This window comes from Paracoccus sp. JM45, assembly GCF_003590715.1.
Classification (GTDB): Bacteria; Pseudomonadota; Alphaproteobacteria; order Rhodobacterales; family Rhodobacteraceae; genus Paracoccus.
In genome coordinates, this window is record NZ_QQVY01000058.1 from 1 (window position 1) to 1,412 (window position 1,412).

General features: G+C 49.7%; 2 protein-coding genes. Both read right to left on the reverse strand.

Going from position 1 to position 1,412, the window contains the following annotated elements; genetic code table 11:
- Positions 1–784 precede the first annotated feature (784 nt).
- Positions 785–913 carry a hypothetical protein gene (locus DWB67_RS18550; RefSeq protein ID WP_255418753.1) on the reverse strand — a complete coding sequence of 43 codons (129 nt, stop codon included), beginning with the start codon at positions 911–913 and terminating at the stop codon, positions 785–787.
- Between the two features lie 262 nt (positions 914–1,175).
- Positions 1,176–1,412: hypothetical protein (locus DWB67_RS18235; protein WP_220475183.1), on the reverse strand; the 237-nt coding region annotated here is incomplete at its 5' end.

The following is a 1,412-nucleotide window of genomic DNA, read 5'->3' on the forward strand; positions in this document are numbered from 1 at the left end:
CACACACGATCCGTCACCACAAAGCGCTGCTCGTTCATCCCAACCTCCGTTTGGGAGATTTGAATCAGAAATCAAAATCTATGGGAAGTATGATTGTCCACGGGCCCTAGACATTTCCGGACTTCGCACCTATCTTTTGAAAGCGACTTTTCCGCACATTGATAGAATATACCAGCGATACGCACCAACGAGCTCAAGCGTGATGCCGCACGTAGTGAACTGGGCCGCGCCCTAGCACGGCATTAAATTGTATCCTATCTTATGATCAGGCAATCTTCAACAAGGCGAATATATCTGTGCAGGATACATCCTTCTTTAGGAAAACTATCGGTTGCATTAAGAGAAGCCTATATAGCACGAATTCAGCGAATTCAGGATGCAGTCGTGCGGACGGTTTTTCCGGAGAACGTTGGAAATGATAGAACGGCGCCTTGGTTTTTTCCTGTTTAAGAAAACCAAGAGGTGTCAGCTCATCGCAAAATGATTTAGGTATTCTTTCGGGTAGCCACCCTGTCCGATTGATGGGCGTTACAGAGTACGGACAGCATGCGTGGCAGCATCGACGGCTATGGTATAGCCAGCGGCGCTTCGACATGTGATCCTTGCCGATATCTGCGATCTGAACAAGCTGGGTTTCGGCATCTATTGCAGACCTTACATGGCCGCAAAACTAAAGGATTCGGGTTGTCAGGTCGGATCGCATCGCCTGTGTAGGCTATGCATTAGAACGGCATCCGGATCACATGCAGCTGCAAGCGACAATAGTCATGCTTTGAACATTGCATCAAATTTGCTGCAACAACGGTTTGCGGCAAGTGGGATGCGCCAACATCCGGCCAGAGACATCACCTACATCCAGCCCTGAAGGGATCTCGTTCATCTCGTACTTGATCCGAAAGCAGATATGGCTCATTGCGAGACCTTTTCTTTAGTCGCGTCACTGGCGCGACTATCACAACCGTATAAAGTGAACCGGCATTGGAAATGACTGTTGGCCCTGCGTCACTGTCCTTCGGGCTGCAATTACTATACTGACCTTAGTGCACAATACGGCGCAGATGACGGCCAGTACATCCTGAGCGGACATGAATTAATCTTGTCGCTTAGCCGTAAAAATGATTGCTTTGATAACCTACCCGTCGACAGTGTTTTATGCCTCTGGAAGCAGATCCAGTCTAGCAGCGAGACTGGCACACCCAGCATGATGTTAAGGTCGCATTTTGCGGATACATCAACGGATTCTCTGATTCGCGCCGTAAACACTTCGCCTTAGGCTGAATATCACCCATAATTTCAGCAATCGCCCTATCTTGATACGGGCGGCCGGTCGTCAGGCGGATATCCTGCTGAAGTTCTGCAAGTCTTCCGGTCTTTACCGGCGCGCGATTGGTGTTGACGGCGCGCCCACTGGC